The sequence below is a fragment of the Leisingera sp. SS27 genome (assembly GCF_028368855.1).
Classification (GTDB): domain Bacteria; phylum Pseudomonadota; class Alphaproteobacteria; order Rhodobacterales; family Rhodobacteraceae; genus Leisingera.
In genome coordinates this window covers 282,401-303,506 of sequence record NZ_JAQNCY010000006.1, presented here as the reverse complement: position 1 = coordinate 303,506, position 21,106 = coordinate 282,401, and the positions used below count along the sequence as shown (strand labels likewise).

17 protein-coding genes are annotated in these 21,106 nt (G+C 59.1%); 5 read left to right on the top strand and 12 right to left on the bottom strand.

Annotated elements, in window-relative coordinates; all coding sequences use genetic code 11:
• Nucleotides 1-12: 12 nt before the first annotated feature.
• The 3 genes from N6L27_RS15095 to N6L27_RS15085 all read right to left on the bottom strand — a co-directional run bounded on the left by N6L27_RS15095 (nt 13) and on the right by N6L27_RS15085 (nt 3,370).
• On the bottom strand, nt 13-1,371 hold the full coding sequence (locus tag N6L27_RS15095; RefSeq protein ID WP_271908121.1) for a TRAP transporter large permease: 1,359 nt from the start codon (nt 1,369-1,371) through the stop codon (nt 13-15).
• Nucleotides 1,371-2,039, bottom strand: coding sequence for a TRAP transporter small permease (locus N6L27_RS15090; protein ID WP_271908119.1), 669 nt, complete (start codon nt 2,037-2,039; stop codon nt 1,371-1,373). Before N6L27_RS15090 ends, N6L27_RS15095 begins: the two co-directional genes overlap by 1 nt.
• 98 nt (nt 2,040-2,137) lie before the next feature.
• Complete coding sequence (locus N6L27_RS15085; RefSeq protein ID WP_271908117.1) at nt 2,138-3,370, bottom strand: TRAP transporter substrate-binding protein; 1,233 nt, start codon at nt 3,368-3,370, stop codon at nt 2,138-2,140.
• A gap of 104 nt (nt 3,371-3,474) precedes the next feature.
• Between N6L27_RS15085 and N6L27_RS15080 the strand changes: the two genes are divergently transcribed.
• On the top strand, nt 3,475-5,076 hold the full coding sequence (locus tag N6L27_RS15080) for a GMC family oxidoreductase (RefSeq protein WP_271908116.1): 1,602 nt from the start codon (nt 3,475-3,477) through the stop codon (nt 5,074-5,076).
• Nucleotides 5,077-5,133: 57 nt separating this feature from the next.
• On the opposite strand, the gene N6L27_RS15075 is transcribed toward N6L27_RS15080, so the two are convergent.
• Nucleotides 5,134-6,687: a phosphate ABC transporter substrate-binding/OmpA family protein gene (locus tag N6L27_RS15075; protein ID WP_271908115.1), complete on the bottom strand. Its 1,554-nt coding sequence runs from the start codon at nt 6,685-6,687 to the stop codon at nt 5,134-5,136.
• Here N6L27_RS15075 and N6L27_RS15070 point away from each other — a divergent pair.
• The gene (locus tag N6L27_RS15070) at nt 6,665-7,201 is read left to right on the top strand and encodes a hypothetical protein (protein WP_271908113.1); all 537 of its coding nucleotides are present in this window, start codon (nt 6,665-6,667) and stop codon (nt 7,199-7,201) included. The genes N6L27_RS15075 and N6L27_RS15070 overlap by 23 nt on opposite strands.
• Here the strand turns inward: N6L27_RS15070 and N6L27_RS15065 are convergent.
• Entirely contained in the window at nt 7,196-7,624 is a 429-nt protein-coding gene (locus tag N6L27_RS15065) for a hypothetical protein (RefSeq protein ID WP_271908112.1), read from the bottom strand. The two genes, N6L27_RS15070 and N6L27_RS15065, sit on opposite strands and share 6 nt — an antisense overlap.
• A gap of 281 nt (nt 7,625-7,905) precedes the next feature.
• Nucleotides 7,906-10,605 (bottom strand): preprotein translocase subunit SecA, encoded by a 2,700-nt coding sequence (secA, locus tag N6L27_RS15060; protein ID WP_271908111.1) that lies wholly within the window; start codon nt 10,603-10,605, stop codon nt 7,906-7,908.
• Between the two features lie 177 nt (nt 10,606-10,782).
• On the opposite strand from secA, the gene N6L27_RS15055 reads away from it, so the two are divergent.
• The 3 genes from N6L27_RS15055 to mutT are packed head-to-tail and all read left to right on the top strand — an operon-like array spanning nt 10,783 to nt 13,258.
• Entirely contained in the window at nt 10,783-11,634 is an 852-nt protein-coding gene (locus N6L27_RS15055; RefSeq protein WP_271908110.1) for a peptidylprolyl isomerase, read from the top strand.
• A gap of 2 nt (nt 11,635-11,636) precedes the next feature.
• Nucleotides 11,637-12,863, top strand: a complete 1,227-nt coding sequence (gene argJ / locus N6L27_RS15050) for a bifunctional glutamate N-acetyltransferase/amino-acid acetyltransferase ArgJ (RefSeq protein WP_271908109.1) — start codon at nt 11,637-11,639, stop codon at nt 12,861-12,863.
• Entirely contained in the window at nt 12,860-13,258 is a 399-nt protein-coding gene (mutT, locus tag N6L27_RS15045) for an 8-oxo-dGTP diphosphatase MutT (protein ID WP_271908108.1), read from the top strand. Before argJ ends, mutT begins: the two co-directional genes overlap by 4 nt.
• 452 nt (nt 13,259-13,710) lie before the next feature.
• On the opposite strand, the gene infB is transcribed toward mutT, so the two are convergent.
• From infB to pip, 6 genes are all read right to left on the bottom strand, one after another.
• Nucleotides 13,711-16,188: a translation initiation factor IF-2 gene (infB, locus tag N6L27_RS15040; protein WP_271908107.1), complete on the bottom strand. Its 2,478-nt coding sequence runs from the start codon at nt 16,186-16,188 to the stop codon at nt 13,711-13,713.
• An 8-nt stretch (nt 16,189-16,196) separates the two neighbouring features.
• Nucleotides 16,197-16,817, bottom strand: a complete 621-nt coding sequence (locus tag N6L27_RS15035) for an RNA-binding protein (RefSeq protein ID WP_039184593.1) — start codon at nt 16,815-16,817, stop codon at nt 16,197-16,199.
• Between the two features lie 26 nt (nt 16,818-16,843).
• Nucleotides 16,844-18,460 carry a transcription termination factor NusA gene (gene nusA / locus N6L27_RS15030; RefSeq protein ID WP_271908106.1) on the bottom strand — a complete coding sequence of 539 codons (1,617 nt, stop codon included), beginning with the start codon at nt 18,458-18,460 and terminating at the stop codon, nt 16,844-16,846.
• Complete coding sequence (gene rimP / locus N6L27_RS15025; RefSeq protein ID WP_039184589.1) at nt 18,460-19,050, bottom strand: ribosome maturation factor RimP; 591 nt, start codon at nt 19,048-19,050, stop codon at nt 18,460-18,462. The genes nusA and rimP overlap by 1 nt, the downstream gene beginning before the upstream one ends.
• Before the next feature lie 183 nt (nt 19,051-19,233).
• Nucleotides 19,234-20,079, bottom strand: a complete 846-nt coding sequence (locus N6L27_RS15020) for an ABC transporter substrate-binding protein (RefSeq protein ID WP_271908105.1) — start codon at nt 20,077-20,079, stop codon at nt 19,234-19,236.
• Nucleotides 20,076-21,056, bottom strand: a complete 981-nt coding sequence (pip, locus tag N6L27_RS15015; protein ID WP_271908104.1) for a prolyl aminopeptidase — start codon at nt 21,054-21,056, stop codon at nt 20,076-20,078. Before pip ends, N6L27_RS15020 begins: the two co-directional genes overlap by 4 nt.
• Nucleotides 21,057-21,106: the final 50 nt, after the last annotated feature.

The following is a 21,106-nucleotide window of genomic DNA, read 5'->3' as shown; positions in this document are numbered from 1 at the left end:
GCCGCCTCATCGCTACTTGTTGGGCAGCAGCACCAGCGCGAAGTCAGGAACCAGGGAGACCAGTACCCAGACCCCGATCAGGGCTGCAAGGTAAGGAACCGTATAGCGGAGCAGGCGGAAATACGGAACACCGGTCACACCTGAGGCGACGTAGAGATTCAACCCGTAAGGCGGTGTAATGAAGCCGATGGAGGCGCCGACCAGGAAGATCACCGAAAAGTGGATCGGATCGACCCCGACAGAGGCCGCTATGGGCGCCAGGATCGGAGCAAGGATGATGGTGACAGGCAGGCTTTCCAGCACCATGCCGGAGAAGAACACGATCACCATCGAGGTGAACAGCACCGCATGGTAGCCACCCATTGAGGTAACAAACCCGCCGATCACCTGCTGCGCCCCGAGGAGCGACAGGATCTGCTGCATCACCACCGAGATTGCAATCAGCGGCGCCAGGATCCCGGTAATCTGGGCCGAACGCACCACGATCGAGGGGATCTGCGGGATGGTGAAGCCTTCGACCACCAGCATCTCGGCAAAGGATTTCTCCTCCCAGGTTTTGTCCGTCTGGGCACCTGTGATTTTAGTTACCACCCAGGACAGGACGCCTGCGATAACGCAGAAGCCGACGGTGACGCCTGCGGCCTCAGTCGGGGAAAATTTGCCGGTGTAGATGCCCCACAGCACCAGGCCGATGGCAAAGAAACCGAGCCAGGCACCGAATGCGGTTTTCAGCACCCGGGTCAGCTGCAGCGGTATCAGGAAGCCCCAGCCGTTGCGGTAGCAGATGATCCAGCAGGCAAGCTGCATTCCGATGACCATCATTGCGCCCGGCAGGATGCCGGCCACAAACAGGTCCGAGATCGGCAGGTTCATCAGAAAGCCGTAGACGATAAAGATGATCGACGGCGGGATGATGATGCCCACGGTGCCACCCGCGGCGGCGGTGGCGGCCGAGAAGCGCTCATCATAGCCGCCCTTGACCATCTCCGGATGCAGCATCGAACCGATGGTGGCTGTTGTCGCGGAGTTAGAACCTGAAATGGCTGCGAACAACCCGCAGGCGCCGAGCGACGCCATCGCAAGCCCGCCGCGCATCCAGCCCAGACAGGCATAGGCAAAATCGGACAAACGCCGGGCGATGCCGGATTGGTTGATCAGGTCTCCGGTCAGAATGAACAGCGGCATCGCCAAGAGCGCAAAGCCCTTGTTGAAGACGTTCAGCAGCTCGGCACCCATATTGTCGAGCGTCAGCCCTAGCACAAAGGAGCAGCCGATAACCCAATAGCCGATCACCAGCAGCACCGGCACCCCGAGCATGAACAGGAAGGTGACCCCAATCGAGATCAGCGTGACCCAGGTTCCCGTATCCATTACACGTCTCCTCCGATCACGGTCTGTTTGATCAGCGGCGCGCCGCTGCGGTAATTTCGGATGTCGTCGGCCAGGTTTTCAAAAACCCGGGCGATCATGAGGACAAAGGACAAGGGCGCGGTGATCAGGAACCACCACTGCAACACGCTGTCAGTGCCCAGCACGATCTGAAAGTTGGAGGCCGACAGCGCGGTCAACCGGGTGGTGGTGACAAAGACGATGACGGCAAAGCCGAACCACAGCACTGCGTCCAATGCCAGGCAGCCCATCTGCGCCCAGCGCGGCATGACAGTGCGGAACTCGGAAAAACTGAGATGGGTGCGCAGCCGCACATTGAAGGCGGCGCCGAACCAGGCCATCACCATAAACAGCAAAGGCGGAATGGTGGTGGACCAGGGCTCCTGGTTCTTGAAGACGAATCGGTCGATCACGCCCCAGAAAATGATGAAGGCAATCGCCAGGTAGCTCCACACCATGATAGTGCGCTCCAGATGCCGGTCCAGAAGCGGCACCAGCCGGTAAACCAGCATCACCAAAAGGCCGCCGATTGCGGCGGCGGCAGTGCCGAGCACCCAGGCTGCATTGCTTTCCAAGGCATTGCGGATTTCCCAGCTGTCCTGCGATGCAAACGCGCTGAAAATCGCACTGATATCAGACCAGAGCGTCATTGGTTCCTCCCATGAAACCCCCGGTCTCCCGTCCGGAGGGGCGTTCCCCGGCACCTGTTGCAGCGCCGGGGAACGGATCGTTTAAGCCTAGGCTGCGGTCAGCCTTTCCACCAGCGGCGGGGCTCCACGTTTTCGGGCTTCATGTCTTTGTCGACTTCGCGCGCGATGTTGTAGATTTCCTGGTAGGTGTCGATGCCGCCGGCCCATTTGTTCAGGCGGTCGCGCCACTGTTCCCACAGCTGCGGCTGGAACTCGGGCGAGCACATTTCCTCGGCCATGCGGATTTCGCTGTCCGGCAGGAAGGCAGGCCGCACACCGTGTTCGACAAACATGGTGCCGGGCAGCTGCGGGTCCGAGAAGCCAACCGTCTTGACCAGTGCCGCCTCGTTTGCCGCCTGCACATGGGCCTGGGCCCAATAGGCGCTCTCCATCACCGCGTCCTGCAGATAGCCTTCTAGACCATCAAAGACTTTGGCCGACATCGAGGTGTGCTCGGTGCCGCAGAAGAACTTGAGGTCGACGGACTGGCTGACCACTGGCGACATGTTGGCATAGGCCACTGCAGAGGCCCAGGTTTCGGCGCCGTCGATCAGGCCCTGCTTCAACCCGTCCAGGGTTTCTTCCCAGGCCACCGGCACCGGGTTCAGGTTCAGCGCCTTCATGGCGATACGGCCCAGCTGGGTTCCGGTCACACGGTTCTTGGTGCCGAACAGCTGTTCCAGCTTGGTGATGGTCGGCTGGTCCTTGTATTTCAGGCCCAGCTGGATGCCGCGCAGCTCGCAGTGGCTGAACAGGAACTTCAGCCCGTGTCGCTTCTCCAGCGGGTCGCGCAGGATTTCCTGGCTCTTGGGATGATACAGGAAATGATACTGTGAGGCGCGGCCCGGGAACATGAAGGCGTAGTCCAGCACGTTCAGGTAAGGCGCGCCGCCGGCCGAGTTCTGGGTCGAGGCCGCGTAGATATCGACAATTCCTTGCTGGGTTTTCTCCACGCAGCTCAGCTGGCCGCAGATCTGGTTGTCGCCGATGAACTCGATCCGGATCTCGCCGTCGGTGCGGGCCTCCAGGTCACGGGCAAACTCCAGCGCCCCGGCCCGTTCAATCAGCAAGTTGCGCGCGTTAAAGCCCGAGGCGCCGAACTTCAGTGTGTGCTTGGCGGGCTTGGCATAGCGCTTTTCATAAGTCGATTCCGCAGCCGAAGCGAGATTCGCCAGGCTCATCGCGCCACCAAAGCTCCCAGCGGCCAGAAGGGTCGAGCTCATCCCATAAGTCCCTGCCACCCGGAACAGATCCCGCCGTGATATGCGGTTCAATTTGTTAGTCAGCCCCATAATTCTCCTCCTTAAGATCAATTATTGAGACGTTTCGTATCAAAAAACGCTAGACCAAATTACGCATCCTGTATAGAAGTTTTTTCATCGAGGGATCGGGAGGGATGGATTTGGACGCGGATTTCATCGTCATTGGCGCAGGGTCGTCCGGCTGTGTTGTTGCAAACCGGCTGAGTGCGGATCCGCGCAGCAAGGTGGTGCTGCTGGAGGCCGGCGGGCGGGACCTGAACCCCTGGATTCATATTCCGGTCGGCTATTTCAAAACCATGCACAACCCGGCAGTGGACTGGTGCTACAGGACTGAACCGGATCCGGGTCTTAATGGCCGCTCTATTGATTGGCCGCGAGGCAAGGTTTTAGGAGGGTCTTCCTCGTTGAACGGACTATTATATGTCCGCGGCCAAAAGGAGGATTACGACCGTTGGCGCCAGATGGGCAACAAAGGCTGGGGCTGGGAAGATGTTTTGCCGCTCTTTAAGCGCTCCGAAGACCAAGAGCGCGGCGCAGATGAATTCCATGGAACTGGCGGACCGCTGGCAGTCTCAAACATGCGCATCCAACGCCCAATCTGCGACGCTTGGGTGGCTGCCGCACAGGAAGCGGGATACCCGTTCAACCCCGATTACAACGGGGCGGAGCAAGAAGGCGTCGGCTACTTCCAGCTCACCACCCGCAACGGTCGGCGATGCAGTGCGGCAGTCGCCTTCCTTAAGCCCGCGCGGAACCGGCCCAATCTTCAGATCATTACAAATGCCCTCGTCGAAAAGGTAAATCTAGACGGGCGCCGGGTGACAGGCGTCAGCTATCTGGACAAAGCAGGCCAGCGCCACACTATTACGGCCCGCAGGGAAGTGATACTGTCCGGCGGCGCTATCAATTCGCCGCAAACCTTGATGCTGTCAGGTATCGGCCCGGCTGACCAGTTGCAGACCAATGGTATCGAACCACTTGTCGATCTGCCCGGTGTGGGCCAAGGGCTGCAGGACCATCTGCAAGCAAGGCTGGTTTACAAATGCAATGAACCAACGCTCAACGATGAGGTCCGCAGCCTGTTCAACCAGGCCCGGATCGCCTTGAAGTACGCGCTGTTTCGGGCGGGACCGATGACCATGGCGGCGAGCCTCGCAACCGGGTTCATGAAAACCCGGCCTGAAGTGGAAACACCCGACATCCAGTTCCATGTGCAGCCCTGGTCGGCAGACAGTCCCGGCGAAGGGGTACATCCATTCTCCGCCTTCACGATGTCAGTTTGCCAGCTGCGCCCCGAAAGCCGGGGCGAAATCCGGCTGAACGGACCGGACCCCAGGACCTACCCCAAAATCATTCCGAACTACCTGTCCGCCGAGACCGACTGCCGGACAATCGTCGACGGCATCAATATCGCCCGGCGCATTGCCCGGCATAATCCTTTGGCTTCCAAAATTGCCGAGGAATTCCGCCCCAGCGCTGACCTGGAAATGGAAGATTACGAAGGAACACTGGATTGGGCGCGCAGCAACTCGGTTTCAATTTATCACCCCACTGGTACCTGCAAGATGGGAGCGGGGGAGAATGCAGTGGTAGATGAAAAGCTGCGCGTTCACGGCGTTGAGGGGCTGCGTGTTGCCGATTGTTCCATCATGCCGGAAATCGTCTCCGGAAACACCAACGCACCCGCGATCATGATTGGGGAAAAGGTGAGTGATCTGGTCGCCAAAACTGGTTGAACTATAATGAGAGCTAATACTTAGGGTTCTGGTAAAGCTGAGAAAGCAGAGGCACGCTTAACGTACCCAGACCTCTACCCTCCGATTGATCTGGCGGCCCCAATCGCTATCATCGCAGGCCATCGGCAAGACTTCACCAAAACCCTCAGTCCGAATCTTCACGCGGCTGACGTCTGCGGTTTCCGCAGCCTTGATCACCGCGTCACGCACAGCGGCAGCCCGCTTCATCGCGATCTGCCGGTTGCCATCCGCCGGGCCAACCCCGTCGGAAAAACCTGCGAAAACAAGCTCCTGAGCATCGAACTCACCTGCTTCGAGCGCCCGAGCCAATTGTTCGATGTTGCTGCGGGACTGGGCGTCAGGGCGCGAAGATCCCGGCTCGAACCGAAACGTGGCTGTTAATCTCCGCATCCCTCCCAGCGCGGTCACCAGCCGCTGCAATTCAGCCAGGCCCGCCTTCTGGTCTGCCGCCAGAATAGCATTGGACAGGCGGTTCCCCTGGCGGCTCACCGGGATTAGTTCCGGGGCCTGATCGACAAAACCGGCACGGCGTATCACTGCCTGAGCAGCGGGTCCGCGCACATAAGCCAGAAAATCGCGCGCGACTTTGGGCAGGCGCCGGGCCGGCAAGTATAGAAACATCGGCACGGTCAACGGGTAGTCCTCGGTCTTCACCGCCTGCCGGCTGGCCTGCAGCGAAAACCCGCACGGCCCTGAAAGAGTCAGAACCCGGGCTGCGCCTCTCTCTGCGTAGCTTGCTATGCCGATGGCAAAAGGATCAATCAAAACCCGCCTGACCAAGGTGCTGCTGCGGTCATGACGGTTGATCTTGGACGTAAAACCTGCGCCGGATGGCGCCATCAGTTTATCTTCGACTGCCTGCGAGAGACCGGAACCGGACACAGGCATATGTATGGAAATTGGAGCATCTGGACCGCCAAGCACCTGCCAGTTGTTGATCCGGCCGGTCAAGATACCTGCCAACTGCGGCAAGGTAATCTCACGCACTGGATTGGCCGGCGCGACAACCGGAACAAAGGCATCCAGCGCCAGGATGCGGCTGCGCCCAGTCCCGGTCAAGTCTCCCAAACCAGCAGCCCGAGCGGCCTTTCTTTCCAACAGGCGGATCTCACGCGTTGCCATCGCAATATCCGCCTCATCAGCAACAAGAGCTGCGAATCCAGCGTCTGTATTACTGACTGCAAAAGTGAACCTTGCGGCAGGCTTCTGCCCCCGCAGCAAGACATGACTGAAGTTGCCCCCAGGCAGCGGTTCCCGCTGAGTCTGGTAGCCATTGCGCAATGCAAAGCCTTCAATCAGCGCGGGCAGCATCACCTCCGACATGGCGGAGGACCCGGCAAAGGTGATCTCCGCAACAAAGGCAGACAGGCTGGGACACCCCGGCCCATCGCAAGCCACACCCGATCCGTCCACGGTGAGTTCGCCGAATTGGGTCTGCACCCGGTAGAATTCGCCATCAAATCCCAGAAGCGTGCCGGTAATTTCGACCGCACCATCCGGAGAAGACAGGGTGACATCCTGAGCTGCAAGACCGCGCGCCAGGACTGTCAGAAAAAGTGCGGCACAAATGGCCGCACGCAAGAAGGTCATGTGGATACCTGAAGTTACCGCAAATCAGTTGGCCGCAATCTTCAAGTCTTCGAGAAGATTATTCAACACCAGAAAGCTACCCTGTGCATCGCAATCTGGCATTGCCATCACCAGATCACGGCTGCTGAGCCTGCCACCGGTCAATTGCAGCGTTTGTGCGAAGATGTCCCGGCCGCAATTTCCTTCGGTTATTTCGGCTTCTGCTGTCAACGGCACTGTTCCGGACGGTCCCGGCAGGCCGGAGCAAATTGTAAACCTCTGCGATCCGCGGAGCCAGAAGGCTTTGTTCTCCCAGCCGGTCAATCCGGCCCATGCCAGCATGGCGCCCTGCACCGTGCCAGACGTGCCCCTCACCTCCATAAGCGGCTCCGAATTCCCGGGCATGCAATTCGAGCCCACTATTACCGTTCCACTGCACAACGACACGCTCAAAATCTTCGATGCCATCAACTTCGGCCACAGCTACAGCACTGAAACCGCTTCGAACTTCGGCGATAAACACAGCTGTTCATGACAAGGCCGGCACAAAAGTTTCGACATTGCCAGTGCTACCCAGGGAAACGGTGAAACACATCCCGCTGTGATGCGCTGTAAGACGCTCGTGCGGGCTGCATGGGGCGCTTACGGGCAGCTTAACCATCGCCAGGGGAGCAGCTTCGGCAATAGCCGTCGTCTGGCAAGAGGCTTCAGTCACCGGTTCTGCTCTTGGCATGCCTGTGGAATCAGAAGCCGGACCGGAAGGCGCAGAAGTCAGGGAAATCTTCTCGATCAGAAGGCTTGTCGCTTCAAGCTCTACAAAGGTTTCATCATCCGCCGCAGGCGAATGGCCGGCTCCGCTGGTCACCCAGCGTGTTTCCGCTGCCTGCATGCAGACCCCGATGCCTAAAGCTCCTGCAAGCGTAATTGCACCTGTCAGCATTACCTGTTTGGTCAGCATGAAGCCCTCCTGAGACAGACTGCTTTTCACAGCCTGCCCCACAAGGATGGCCCGTTTGCGGCTGTAAGCAGGAGGACATCCGGCGAACTACCAGCCTTCGTTGCGATCCTGAAAACAAGTCAGGAGTACTCCCGCCCCTGCGGTTTTCGGGGCTGCGCAACGCGCCTTAGTCACGGCGCTGCACGTAGCAAAACGCCTGAGAACAGCGGTTTTGCCAAGTACCCAGCGTCGCAACCTGCCATGCGCTCCGGAGCTGGAGCATGATAGGAACTAAAGGTCAATCAGGCCAAGCTGCCGTGGCAATGCTTGAACTTCTTACCGGATCCGCATGGGCACTTGTCGTTGCGCGAAGGATTGCCCCAGGTTGACGGGTCGTCCTCTACAAAACCAGGCGCCGCTGCATCTGCCGACGCTTCCGCGCCAGAGGCTTGCACATCCATCTTCTGCATCGCCGCCTGACGGGCTGCCATCTCCATCAGCATCTGCTGCTGCTCTTCCTCAGTCATCGGACGCACCCGGCTGAGCTGCTGGGAGACTTCCTCACGCAGACTGTCAAGCATGCTTTCGAACAGCTGGAAGCTCTCGTTTTTGTACTCGTTCAGGGGATCACGCTGCGCATAGCCGCGGAACCCCACCACCGACCGCAGATGCTCCAGCGTCAGCAGATGCTCGCGCCATTTCTTGTCGATGGTCTGCAACAATACCTGCTTTTCGATGTTGCGCATATTCTCCGGGCCGAAGGCCTCAGCTTTTTCCGCCATCAACTTATCGGACGCATCCACCAGCCGCTCGCGGATTTGCTCGTCATCAACACCTTCTTCGGCTGCCCAGTCTGCAACCGGCGCGTCAATGGACAGCATTTCGCGGACCTGTTCCTGCAAGCCCTCAGTGTCCCACTGGTCGGCGTAGGTTTTGGGCGGCATATGGACGTCTAGAAGATCATCAATCACTTCATGGCGCATGTCATTGGTGATTTCTGACAAGTCTTCAGCAGCCATGATTTCGCGGCGCTGCTTGAAGATCACCTTGCGCTGATCGTTCATCACATCATCAAACTTCAGCACATTCTTGCGCATGTCGAAGTTGCGGCCCTCAACCTTGGCCTGGGCGCGTTCCAGCGATTTGTTCACCCAAGGATGAATAATCGCTTCACCTTCCTTCATGCCCAGCGATGACAGCAGCTTGTCCAGACGCTCAGAGCCGAAGATCCGCATCAGGTCATCTTCGAGGCTGAGATAGAAGCGGGTGCGGCCCGGGTCGCCCTGACGGCCGGAACGGCCGCGCAGCTGGTTGTCGATGCGGCGGCTTTCGTGCCGCTCGGATGCCATTACGAACAAACCGCCAGCATCCAGCACCTTTTGCTTTTCTTCCGCGTGCTTGGCTTCCTCGGCGGCACGCAGTTCTGCTGGATCGGCCTCGGGTTTGGCCGCCAACGCCTCCAGCACCTTCATCTCAACGTTACCACCGAGCTGAATATCGGTACCGCGGCCGGCCATGTTAGTGGCGATAGTCACCGCGCCGTACCGTCCGGCATCAGCAACGATCTGCGCCTCCTGCTCGTGGTGGCGCGCATTCAGCACATTGTGCGGGATGCCTTCCTGCTGCAGCATCTGGCTCAGCAATTCCGACTTCTCGATCGAGGTTGTACCAAGAAGAACCGGCTGCCCCTTTTCGTGAGCAACCTTGGCTTCCTCGATCATCGCCTCGTATTTCTCACGGGCGGTGCGGTAGACCTGATCGTCCTCGTCCATCCGGGCAATCGGACGGTTGGTTGGCACCTCAACAACGCCAAGACCATAGATTTCTGCAAATTCCTCGGCTTCCGTCATTGCGGTACCGGTCATACCAGAAAGCTTGTCATAGAGGCGGAAATAGTTCTGGAAGGTCACGGAAGCCAGAGTGGTGTTTTCCGGCTGAATCTGCACTTCTTCCTTGGCTTCAATCGCCTGATGCAAACCTTCGGACAGACGTCGGCCCGGCATCATCCGGCCGGTGAATTCATCGATCAGCACCACCTGGCCGTCGCGGACAATATAATCCTTGTCGCGCTGGAACAGCTTATGCGCGCGCAGCGCCTGGTTCACATGGTGCACCACAGTGGTGCTTTCAGGATCGTAGAGCGAGGCCTCTTCTTCTAGCAGCCCATGCTCGCGCAGCGTCTGCTCGAGATACTCGTTGCCGTCCTCGGTAAAAGTCACGCCGCGGGTTTTCTCGTCGATCTCATAGTGCTCCTCCGACAGGAGCGGGATAATCTTGTCGATGGTGGAATAGAGCTCAGAGCGATCTTCTGCCGGACCCGAGATGATCAACGGGGTACGGGCCTCATCGATCAGGATCGAGTCGACTTCGTCAACGATGGCAAAGTTGTGCTGCTTCTGGAACACCTGATCCAGCGAAGGCTTCATGTTGTCGCGCAGGTAATCAAAGCCCAGTTCATTATTCGTGGCATAGGTCACGTCACTTTGGTAGGCAGCCATTTTCTCTGAATCTGGCTGGCCCGACCAGATAACGCCGGTGGTCATGCCAAGCTGAGCAAAAACCTTGCCCATCCATTCGCTGTCGCGCTTTGCCAGATATTCGTTCACCGTGACCACATGCACGCCCTTGCCGGTCAGCGCGTTCAGGTATGCAGGGAAGGTCGCCACAAGGGTCTTGCCTTCGCCGGTCTTCATCTCGGAAATGTTACCCTGATGCAGGAAGACACCGCCCATCAGCTGGGTATCAAAAGCTCGCAGGCCAAGGGCCCGCTTGGCCGCCTCCCGCACATTGGCAAAGGCTTCGGGCAGCAGCGAATCCAATTTTTCGCCATCAAGTGCCCGCTTACGAAGTTCTTCGGTCTTGGCAATCAGCCCGTCATCGCTGAGCTTCGCGAACTCATCTTCCAGCCCGTTGATCTGCGCAATCAGCGGCCGTGTCGCCTTGACTTTACGGTCGTTTGGCGTACCGAAAACCTTCTTGGCGATTGATCCGAAACCCAGCATATCTTCTCCAGCGATCCTATATCCGGCCTATGCATCGGGCAGGCTTGCCCGCCGTGACCGCAACCCATAAACAATGGTGGAAAGACGGTCCTGCCAATGGCCTCAAGGCGATGTAAGCGGCAGGGTATAGAGTGTCAACGGCACGGCCCTTAACGGCCAAGGAATAGGAAGGTTTCAATGCGTAAAGGTCTCACATTTCTGCGCGGTATGGCGGTTGCCGCCTGTACTGCGCTGCCGCTGGCCGCAGCAGCATCTCCGCATGCAAACACGGTGGTTGCCTCGGTCAATGGCGAGGAGATCACCATTGGCCATATGGTTATGGCACGCGAAAACCTGCCGGCGCAGTACAAGCAGCTGCCCGATGACGTCCTCTACAACGCAATCCTGGATCAGCTGATCCAGCAAACAGCATTGAAACAGCAACTTCGCGGCCAGGTGCCCCACTATGTCGAGCTTTCGGTTGAAAATGAAAAACGCGCCTTGCTGGCCGCGGAGGTAATCGAAACGGTCATGGACAAGGCTAGCGGCGAGGAGAAACTGCGCGCGGCATATGATGCGAAATATTCCACCGGCGAAGGCGGTGATGAATTTCACGCCGCTCATATCCTGGTCGAAAGCGAAGAAGACGCGCTGGACGTCAAGGCCGAACTGGATGCAGGCGCTGACTTTGCTACGCTGGCAAAAGAACGCTCTACCGGTCCCTCAGGCCCGAACGGCGGCGACCTCGGCTGGTTTACCACAGGCCGCATGGTGCCAGAGTTTGAACAGGCTGTCCTTAAGCTGGGCTCCGGGGAAGTTTCGGGTCCGGTCCAAACACAGTTTGGCTGGCACATCATCCTGCTGAACGAACGCCGCAAGACAGAAGCGCCCGAATTCGAGGAAGTCCGCGCCGTGCTGGCTGATGAGCTGCGCCAGAAAGCGGTTGAGGAACGGGTGAACGAGCTAACTGCAGCTGCGGAAATCGAACGGCCTGAGATTGAGGAACTTGATCCGGCCATACTCAAAGATCTCAGCCTGGTAAGGAACTGATCATGGCCAAATCCATGCCTGTTTCTCCACTGGCGCCTGCCGGCTTTCCTGATCTCCCTGTAATAAAGGGCGTACGTTTTGCATCCGCCGCCGCTGGGGTCAAATATCAGGGCCGAACTGATGTGATGCTGGCGGTCATGGACCCGGGCACAGCGGTTGCCGGCGTCTTCACCCGGTCCAAAACCCGCTCAGCCCCGGTGCTTGACTGCCAAGCCAAACTGGGCGGAGCCGCAGACGCTGGTGCGGCAATCCTGGTAAACTCGGGAAACTCAAACGCCTTTACCGGCCATTTTGGCCAAACATCGGTTGCGGAGATTACTACCGCAGTGGCCGACCAGACCGGCGTGCCCATTGAACGGGTCTTTACCGCCTCGACCGGCGTAATTGGCGAACCGCTGCCCCATGACAAGATTGTTGCAAAAATCGGCGAGCTGAACGGCGCGCTGGATAACGGTGCTCTGGAAGGAGCTGCCAAGGCCATCATGACCACAGACACCTTTGCCAAAGGGTCCTGCGCCACCGTTGGCATAGATGGTAAAACGGTCAAGATAGCCGGCATCGCCAAAGGCTCTGGCATGATCGCACCGGATATGGCGACAATGCTGGTCTACATCTTCACCGATGCAAAGGTGGAGCAGGACGCACTGCAGGCGCAGTTGGCTGAGATCTGCAACCGAAGCTTCAATTGCATCACCGTGGACAGTGACACCTCCACCTCAGACAGTTTGATGCTGTTTGCCACGGGCGCCTCTGGAGTGGATGCAACTGGCAACGCAGAGTTTGCTGCGGGGCTGGAGCGGGTCATGCTGGACCTGTCGCACCAAGTCGTGCGTGACGGTGAAGGCGCGACAAAATTTGTTGAAATCCAGGTGACTGGTGCGGCGTCGGACGCAGAGGCCAAAACCCATGGCATGGCAATTGCCAATTCCCCCCTGGTAAAAACCGCAATTGCAGGCGAGGACCCGAACTGGGGCCGCGTCGTCATGGCAATCGGCAAGTCCGGCGCGGCGGCCGACCGTGATCTTCTGTCGATCTCATTTGGCAATGTTCTGGTCGCAGAGAACGGCTGGGTCTCGCCTGACTACAAGGAAGAACTGGGTGCCGCAGTGATGAAGAAACAGGAAATCAGCATCAAGGTCGATCTGGGCCTTGGCAGTGGCTCAGCGACAGTTTGGACTTGCGATCTCACACATCAATACATCTCGATCAACGCGGATTACCGATCATGAAAACGGTTTTGGTTTCTGCTGTTGCCCTCATCGATGCCGACGGCAGAGTGTTGCTGGCGCAGCGGCCTGAAGGCAAATCCATGGCAGGCTTGTGGGAGTTCCCCGGCGGCAAGATCGAGCCGGGCGAAACGCCTGAGGCCGCGTTGATCCGGGAATTGCACGAGGAGCTTGGAATAGGCACTTGGGCCTCGTGCCTTGCGCCTCTAACCTTCGCCAGCCACTCCTATGAGGGGTTTCATCTGCTGATGCCGCTGTTTGCCTGCCGCAAGTGGGAGGGAATTCCGCAGGCCAAGGAAGGACAAACACTGAAATGGGTACGGCCGCAGGATCTGCGCGACTACCCGATGCCGCCGGCAGACATCCCGCTGATCCCCATCCTGCGTGACTGGCTGTAACGCACTTTAGGCGCGCGCCCTTCCGGGCCGAGCCAAGTTCTTCAGACCAGTTAGGTTTTTCCGGGCAATTGCTCGCCCCAAACTGAAGTCGTGAACCTTTTGTTAACCATTATGTTCAAATCTTAACTCACGAACCAACTCACTGCACTGCACATCAGCGGATCAGGAGACGGCCATGATAAGAAAAGAGAAAACTGGACGCTTTTGCTAGTTCAGGGCAGCTTCCATACGGGCATTCCCAGACGGGATATTTTCGGTGCGGTTTGGCTGGAAGATGCATACCATGCTACCTTCTCAAACCCGCCGCCTGAGCGCCACTCACACATGCCAGGCAACAAAAGGGCAGCTACACAGGCTGCCCTTTTCATGTGGCGGAGCGGTAATCATGTATTTCCAATAGAAAAAGCCCCGGTTCTGACCGGGGCCTTTCATTACCGAACTCTAAACGTCCATCAGTCGAGTGTACGGGTGACTTCTTCGCGTTCGAAGATCTCGATCACATCATTCGGGCGGATATCGTCGTAGTTTTCGAACGCCATACCGCATTCCTGACCCGATTGAACCTCGGCGACTTCGTCCTTGAAGCGCTTCAGAGTCTTCAGCGTGCCTTCGTGGATCACCACGTTGTCGCGCAGCAGACGAACGCCGGCCGAGCGTCGGGCAACGCCTTCGGTGACCAGACAGCCGGCAACTTTGCCAACACCGGTGACCTTGAAGACTTCCTTGATCTGCGCATAGCCGATGAAGTTTTCGCGGATCTCCGCGGACAGCAGGCCCGAGGCCGCCGCCTTAACGTCATCTACCAGATCGTAGATCACCGAGTAGTAGCGGATCTCGACACTCTTCTGGTTGGCGGTGTTGCGGGCCGAGGCATTCGCACGGACGTTGAAGCCCATGATCGGTGCACCGGAGGCTTCCGCCAGGCCGACGTCGGTCTCGGTGATCGCACCAACGCCCGAGTGCAGCACGCGCACGCGTACTTCCTCGTTGCCGATCTTTTCCATCGCCTGAACGATGGCTTCGGCGGACCCCTGCACGTCGGCTTTGACCAGAATTGGCAGCTCGGAAACGTTTTCGTCTTCCTTGGCCTTGGCCATCAGCTGTTCCAGAGTGGTCGCAGCACCGGCAGCAGCGCGCTTGTCCTTGGCTGCCTGCTCACGGTATGCCGCGATTTCACGCGCCTGCGCTTCTGTTTCGGTCACGTTCAGAACGTCACCTGCTTCCGGTGTTCCGTTAAGGCCAAGAACCTCGACCGGCACCGAGGGGCCGGCTTCCTGCACGCGTTCACCCTTGTCGTTGATCAGCGCGCGGACCTTGCCGTACTGCTCACCCACAACAAAGATGTCGCCCTGGCGCAGAGTGCCGTTCTGAACCAGAACGGTGGCAACGGGGCCGCGGCCCACATCCAACTGAGCTTCGATCACGGCACCTTGGGCGGCACGATTCGGGTTGGCTTTCAGTTCAAGGATTTCCGCCTGAAGCGCGATGGCTTCCAGCAGTTCGTCCAGACCCTGGCCGGTGTGCGCCGAAACTTCAACGTCCTGCACCTCACCGGACATCTGCTCCACGATCACTTCGTGTTGCAGCAGGTCGGTTCGGACCTTCATCGGATCTGCGGCAGGCTTGTCGCATTTGTTGATCGCCACGATCATTGGAACTTCGGCCGCCTTGGCGTGGTTGATCGCCTCAATGGTCTGCGGCATGACGGCATCGTCCGCTGCAACAACCAGAACCACGATATCGGTTACCTGAGCACCGCGCGAGCGCATAGAGGTAAAGGCCGCGTGGCCGGGGGTGTCCAGGAAGCTCAGCGTGGTGCCGCTTTCGGTTTTCACCTGATACGCACCAATGTGCTGGGTGATGCCGCCGGCTTCGCCGGCCACAACGCGGGCGTTGCGGATCGCGTCCAGAATCGAGGTTTTACCGTGGTCGACGTGGCCCATGATGGTGATCACCGGCGGGCGCGGTTTGAGGTCGTCTTCCTTGTCTTCGACTTCCTTGATCACGTCCTCGACATCAGCGTCGGAAACACGGGTCACCTTGTGGCCGAATTCCTCAATGATCAGTTCCGCGGTATCGGCATCGATCGACTGGTTTTGTGTGACCATCATGCCCATCTGCATGAGCGATTTCACCACATCTGCAACACGTTCAGCCATACGGTTGGCCAGCTCGGACACCACAATGGTTTCCGGCAGCTGCACGTCGCGCACAACCTTTTCACGCTCAACAGAGCCGCCCATGGCCTTCTGGCGCGCGCGTTCCTGTTTGCGCTTCATCGCAGCCATCGAACGCTGGCGGTTGCCTTCGCCGCCAGTTGCCTGGCCCAAGGTCAGCTTGCCGGAACGGCGGTTGTCATCACGGCCCTTGCCGCGGGACGGGCGCTGCTCGCGCTCGCGCTCGGATTTGCGCGGTGTTGCGGCAGGGGAAGCCTTACTCGGCGCCGGACGCTCTGCTTTCGCAGCATCCGGTGCGGGAGCAGCGGCAGCACGCTTGGCAGCCTCTTCGGCTGCAATTCTCTGGCGCTCTTCTTCTTCGGCCTTAGCACGCGCGCGCTCTTCCGCCTCGCGCTGCTCGCGCTCCTTGGCTTCCTGTTCCGCCCGGCGGCGTTCACGCTCTTCGGCACGGGCCTTTTCCTCGGCTTCGCGCTGCGCAGCTTCCTCAGCCTCACGGGCCTTGGCGGCCTGCAGTGCCTTCAGGCGGCGCTCCATTTCCGCGTCGCTGATGCCGGCAGGCCGGCGCGATCCGGATGTGGAAGGCGCAGCGCCGCTGCCCCCCTTGGCCGCACCCGGCTTGGGAACCACCACGCGCTTGCGCTTGGTTTCCACCACGACATTCTTGGTCCGTCCGTGGCTGAAACTCTGTTTCACGTTCCCCGGACGGGAACCCCCACGCAGACCCAGTGTCTTTTTGCCGTCACTATCGCTCATAAAGCTACTTATCCTTCCGTGCGGCCGTTGCCGCCCACCATTTCGCGCAAACCTTGCAGTCGTTGCGCCTCATCTACAACACGTTTGCTGAGTCCGCCAGAGGCGAGGGCTGCATGGATCGCAGTTTGGCGCCCAAATGCCATTCCCAGCTCGTCCGCCGTGAGGCAGCCGATGAATTTGCCCTTGTAGGGCGTGCTCAGCTTCGACTTCCCGCGTCCCGACCCGTCAGAGGCCTGGATCAGCACCTGCGCCTCTTCCTTGGCCAGCCAATCCTTGACCCGCTCAAACCCGGACACCGCATCGCCCGACTTGCGCGCCAGGCTGATCAGTTCGATCAGACGGCGGACAACCTGGCGCTCGACTTCGTGTACCAGTTCGCCCGGCACCTGAACCTGCGCCTTGAAACCACGGGCAAACAGCTTCTTCTTGACTGCCGTGGCCAAAGCTTCGCGGCTCGAAGCCACATAGACACCGCGGCCGGGCAACTTACCCATCACATCGGGCACGACCTGCCCGTCAGGGCCCATCACAAAACGGATGAGGCCCTGTTTGGGCTGGGACTCGCCGGTTGCGATGCATTTGCGCTCGCTTTCGCCGGTCCGGTCTTTTGTTGCGCCGCCGCGTGTCATGCAGGTCTCCCGTGCAAAACCTGAAATCAGGCCTCGCCTTCCTCTTCGCCATCGTCTTCGCCTTCAGCGGCTTCCGCTTCCAGTTCTTCGGGATCAACCCAGCCCAGCATGATGCGGGCGGTCATCACCAGATCCTGCGCTTCTTCCAGCGACACGCCGAAGGGTTCGAGGATACCGTCATCCTTGACCCGCTCGCCGCCATCGGTGGTCCAGCCGCCGGCCAGTTCCCAATCCGCACAGGTTGCAAAGTCTTCCAGAGACTTCACGTCATCTTTCGCCAGTGCTTCCACCATCTGCGGAGTCAGGCCTTCAAACTGGATCAGGCTGTCCTCGGCACCCAATGCGCGCGCCGCGTCCAGAGCCGCCTTGGCCTGGGCTTCAAGGAAGTCGCGCGCACGGGCCTGCAGTTCCTCAGCCGTACCTTCGTCAACACCGTCGATGACCAGCAGTTCGTCCAGCTCAACATAGGCAACCTCTTCCAGGTTGGTGAAGCCTTCGGACACCAGAAGCTGGGCAAAGAATTCGTCCAGGTCCAGGGTTTCCATGAACAGCTTGGTGCGTGCCTCGAATTCCTTCTGGCGGCGGGCCGATTCCTCTTCCTCGGTCATGATGTCGATGTCGAGGTTGGTCAGCTGCGACGCCAGGCGCACGTTCTGACCTCGGCGGCCGATGGCCAGGCTCAGCTGTTCTTCCGGCACCACAACTTCGATCTTGCCGGCTTCTTCATCCAGAACCACCTTGGAAACTTCCGCCGGCTGCAGCGCGTTCACCAGGAAGGTCGGCTGATCTTCATTCCACGGAATGATGTCAATCTTCTCGCCTTGCAGCTCGTTCACCACTGCCTGCACGCGGGAGCCGCGCATACCCACACAAGCACCCACGGGGTCAATCGAGCCGTCGTAGGAGATAACGGCGATTTTGGCGCGCGAGCCCGGGTCTCGGGCAACCGCCTTGATCTCGATGATGCCGTCATAGATTTCCGGCACTTCCATCTTGAACAGCTCGGCCATGAACTCCGGCGCAGTGCGCGACAGGAAGATCTGCGGCCCGCGCGGCTCGCGGCGCACATCCTTGATGTAGCAGCGCACGCGGTCGTTCGGGCGGTAGCTTTCGCGGCCGATCTTCTCGTTGCGGCGCAAAATCGCTTCGCCGGCGCCGACATCGACGATAACGTTGCCGTACTCCTCGCGCTTGACCAGGCCGTTGATGATGGTACCGGCGCGGTCCTTGAACTCTTCATACTGGCGGTCACGCTCAGCTTCGCGGACCTTCTGAAGAATCACCTGCTTGGCAGACTGGGCGGCAATCCGGCCCATTTCCACCGGCGGCACTTCCTCGACGTAGGTCTGGCCGACCTCGGGGTCCGCCATATACTGGCGCGCCTGCTCGACGGTCATTTCAGCCTGGTAGTTTTCCAGCTCCTCATCGGCCACAACGGTGCGCACGCGGGTAAAGGTGGCGCGGCCGGTCTTGCGGTCGATCGACACGCGGATGTCCATCTCGGCGCCGTAACGGCTCTTGGCAGCGCGGGCGAGGCTTTCTTCCATCGCCTCGATCACCAGGCCAGGGTCGATCATCTTTTCGCGCGCCACGGCCTCGGCGGTTTGCAACAGCTCCAGCTGGTTTGCAGAGGTGATAGCCATTACTTGTTCTCCTCGTCAGACTCTTCGGTCTCTATTTCGTCGAATGCGTCTTCGTTCAGCGTGCCGGCCTCTTTGCGCTGGCGCAGCATTTCCTTGATCAGATCATCGGTCAGGACCAGCTTGGCATCGCTGAGCCAGTCAAATTTCAATCCGATGGTCACGGTCTCGCCCTGATCGTCGATATTAATCAGAACCTCATCTTCTTCAGTGCCTGCCAGCTCTCCCTTGAAGCGGCGGCGGCCGCCGACCAGCTCTTCGGTTTCCAGCTTGGCCTCGTAGCCTTCAAACATGTCAAAGTCCTTCAGCCGGGTCAGCGGCCGGTCGATGCCGGGGCTCGACACTTCCAGCGCGTAAGCGTCCAGAATCGGATCCTCTACATCCAAAGTCGCACTGACCGCGTTCGAGATCGCAGCACAGTCATCCACTTCAATGCCGCCTTCAGGCTTGTCAGCCATGATCTGCAGCGTGGTCGCCTTACCAGACATAAGCCGGATTCGCACCAGCTCATATCCCAGATCTTCGATCACCGGGGTGACGATCTCGGCCAGGCGCCGGTCAATGGCAGCTTTGGCAATCAGGTCGTTGGTCATCAGACCTCCACTTGGGGCGCGCAGACGGGGGGTCTGCAAACACAAAAAAACGGGCGCGCGGCCCGTCGAAATTCCCGGTGGAGCCTTGAGCCAGAGGTTCAACGCGCCGCTGTTGTCAAAGGCATATAGGGGGGATTAGGGAAAACTGCAAGGCTTGTGTTTTTCACGAAGCCCAAGCCGACTTCAAACCCGCCACCACCGTTCCGCGATGCGGCCATCGTCAAGCGGTGCACGCTGGCCCACCTTGCGCGGGATGCCGACATCGTGGCGGGCGGCAAGTGCAATATCTTTCGAGGACGGGTGATAAAGGAATTCACCGCGCTTGAGCAGGCCGCGCGGTTCCGGCAGCGCGGCAACATCGACATAGCCGTCGCGCAGTGCTTCGGCCCGGACTGAGGCATCCGGGATCACGATAATTTCCACGGTGTCTGCCCAGCCCGCTGCACCGGCCTTGTAATGCCCAGCCACTTTAGAAGCGCGGAAATGGCGGTTCTCCTGAGCACGCTCCACGCGATAGCATCCGGTTCCAACCGCCCCTTCCAGAGGGACCGGCAGCTCGCCGCGAGGGGCAATCAGATGATCTGCCCCAGCCAAGAGATAAGGCAGATGCGGGTTAGGATTCACCAGTTCCAGCAGCACCTGATGGCTATCCAACGCGGTAACAGCCTGCACATCTGACCCCGTGACGCCCAGCGCGCCCAAGGATGCCGCGGCATCCTCCGCCGTCAACGGTGTGCCATCGTGAAAAGTGACGCCTTCGCGCAAATTAAATGTCCAGGTTCGCGCATCCGTTGCGGACTGCCAACTGGTAGCAAGTTCACCACGAAGCAATCCATCAGGTGCGACTTCGGTTAGGTTGTCATAGATTGCACCACGGGCAGCCTGCTCCAGCATCCTTCCCTCACGCGGCACCGCGAGGCGTAAAACGCCACCAGGCTTCGGCGATGCATTGACCGACCCGCCAGCCGCCGCCAGCAAGGCAGCAGCTGCACCTGAGGTGAACAGCGCGCGGCGGTCGATGCGCGTCATGGCACAAGCTCTCCTGCAATCCGGTCCATTGCCCGAACCAGCTCAGCACTGATTCCCGGTTCCGACAAAGCATGGCCGGCATTGCGAACCATCTTCAACTCCGCATTTGGCCACAGCTCATTCAGACGCCATGCCGACGACGGCGGGCAGATCATGTCATAGCGGCCCTGTACGATAACACCGGGCACATGGGAAATCCGGCCCATATTGGCAAGGATCTGACCATCGTAGTCAAGAAACCCGCCATTGCTGAAGTAATGGTTCTCCAGTCGCGCAAAGGCGCGTGCATAATCCCCTGGGCTTTCAACGCTTTGACCGTTGGAATGAACAGAAGCCAGTGCGTTTTCCCAAGCTGACCAGGCCCGGCCGTATCGCACCTCTTCCTCCAAGCTTCCTGAAAACAGACGCTTTTTATACGCGGCAATCATATCGCTCCGCTCTGCATCTGGAATCAAGGAGACGAATTTTGCCCAAGTCTCCGGCCAAAACTTCCCTGCACCGCCGCCATAGAACCAGTCGAGCTCAGCCTTGGTCATCAGGAAGACGCCGCGCAGGATCATCTGCTGCACCCGGTCGGGGTGGGTCTGGGCATAGATCAGCGCAAGAGTTGCTCCCCAGCTGCCGCCAAACAAAATCCAAGACTGGATGCCGAGCTGTGTTCGAATCAACTCCATATCAGCGACAAGGTGCCAGGTGGTGTTATTCTCACATGAGGCATACGGGCGGGACCGGCCGCATCCACGCTGGTCGAACAGGACGATTCGGTAGACATGCGGATCAAAATAGCGCCGCATCGCCGGACTGCTGCCCCCGCCGGGGCCGCCATGGCAGACAATAACCGGAATTCCATTCGGATTACCGCTTTGCTCCGCATAAATGCGATGGCCCTGCCCTGCATCGATCATGCGCTGGTCAAAAGGTTCAACCGGCGGGTAAAGATAATGCACAGCGCGCTTTTGGTCCGGGTATCTATCCATTACTGACCTTAGTGAAACGTCAGATTACAAAAGAGCACACGGAGACAGGA

Coding starts and splice junctions, on each gene's coding strand:
- secA (WP_271908111.1), bottom strand. CDS start 10,605: ATGCTGGGTTTCGGATCAATCGCCAAGAAGGTTTTCGGTACGCCAAAC.
- infB (WP_271908107.1), bottom strand. CDS start 16,188: ATGAGCGATAGTGACGGCAAAAAGACACTGGGTCTGCGTGGGGGTTCC.
- N6L27_RS15035 (WP_039184593.1), bottom strand. CDS start 16,817: ATGACACGCGGCGGCGCAACAAAAGACCGGACCGGCGAAAGCGAGCGC.
- N6L27_RS15075 (WP_271908115.1), bottom strand. CDS start 6,687: ATGACCTTCTTGCGTGCGGCCATTTGTGCCGCACTTTTTCTGACAGTC.
- N6L27_RS15055 (WP_271908110.1), top strand. CDS start 10,783: ATGCGTAAAGGTCTCACATTTCTGCGCGGTATGGCGGTTGCCGCCTGT.
- N6L27_RS15085 (WP_271908117.1), bottom strand. CDS start 3,370: ATGGGGCTGACTAACAAATTGAACCGCATATCACGGCGGGATCTGTTC.
- N6L27_RS15095 (WP_271908121.1), bottom strand. CDS start 1,371: ATGGATACGGGAACCTGGGTCACGCTGATCTCGATTGGGGTCACCTTC.
- mutT (WP_271908108.1), top strand. CDS start 12,860: ATGAAAACGGTTTTGGTTTCTGCTGTTGCCCTCATCGATGCCGACGGC.
- argJ (WP_271908109.1), top strand. CDS start 11,637: ATGGCCAAATCCATGCCTGTTTCTCCACTGGCGCCTGCCGGCTTTCCT.
- N6L27_RS15070 (WP_271908113.1), top strand. CDS start 6,665: ATGGCCGCACGCAAGAAGGTCATGTGGATACCTGAAGTTACCGCAAAT.
- pip (WP_271908104.1), bottom strand. CDS start 21,056: ATGGATAGATACCCGGACCAAAAGCGCGCTGTGCATTATCTTTACCCG.
- rimP (WP_039184589.1), bottom strand. CDS start 19,050: ATGACCAACGACCTGATTGCCAAAGCTGCCATTGACCGGCGCCTGGCC.
- N6L27_RS15020 (WP_271908105.1), bottom strand. CDS start 20,079: ATGACGCGCATCGACCGCCGCGCGCTGTTCACCTCAGGTGCAGCTGCT.
- nusA (WP_271908106.1), bottom strand. CDS start 18,460: ATGGCTATCACCTCTGCAAACCAGCTGGAGCTGTTGCAAACCGCCGAG.
- N6L27_RS15080 (WP_271908116.1), top strand. CDS start 3,475: ATGGATTTGGACGCGGATTTCATCGTCATTGGCGCAGGGTCGTCCGGC.
- N6L27_RS15065 (WP_271908112.1), bottom strand. CDS start 7,624: ATGCTGACCAAACAGGTAATGCTGACAGGTGCAATTACGCTTGCAGGA.
- N6L27_RS15090 (WP_271908119.1), bottom strand. CDS start 2,039: ATGACGCTCTGGTCTGATATCAGTGCGATTTTCAGCGCGTTTGCATCG.